Below are 531 nucleotides of genomic sequence, written 5' to 3' on the forward strand. Positions count from 1 at the left end.
GTCGAGGTCGTGCTCGATCAGCACGAAGCTCATGTGCGCCGGCAGCGAGCCCAGCAGCGCGACCAGTTCGCGCCGCTCGACCGGCGACAGGCCCGCGGCCGGCTCGTCGAACAGGATCAGACGCGGTGCGCCGGCCAGCGCCATGCCGATCTCCAGCTGGCGCTGCTGCCCGTGCGCCAGGTTGGCGACCCGCTCGTCGGCGATGTGGCTCAGGCGCGCGCGCTCGAGCAGGTCGCGGGTGGCGCGGGTCGAGGCATGCCCGACGCGCGCGCGCAGGAAACTGAAGCGGCCGCTGGCGACACCGCGCACCGCGAGGAACAGGTTGTCGCGAACCGTCAGGTCGCGGAACAGCAGCGAGGACTGGTAGGTGCGGCGCAGGCCCTTGCGGATGCGGTCGTGCGGCGGCAGTTCGGTGATGTCCTCGCCGAAGAAATGGATGCGCCCCGCGGTCGGCGGGAAGTCGCCCGTGATGGCGTTGAAGAGCGTCGTCTTGCCGGCCCCGTTGGRGCCGAGGATCGCGTACTTCTGGCC

At 71.5% G+C, this 531-nt stretch carries 1 protein-coding gene; it reads right to left on the minus strand.

All coding sequences use genetic code 11. From position 1 onward, the window contains the following. Positions 1-531: ABC transporter ATP-binding protein (locus ACXJ3V_RS20680; protein ID WP_457102231.1), on the minus strand; the 531-nt coding region annotated here is incomplete at both ends.

The organism is Microbacterium sp. P5_E9 (assembly GCF_054049175.1).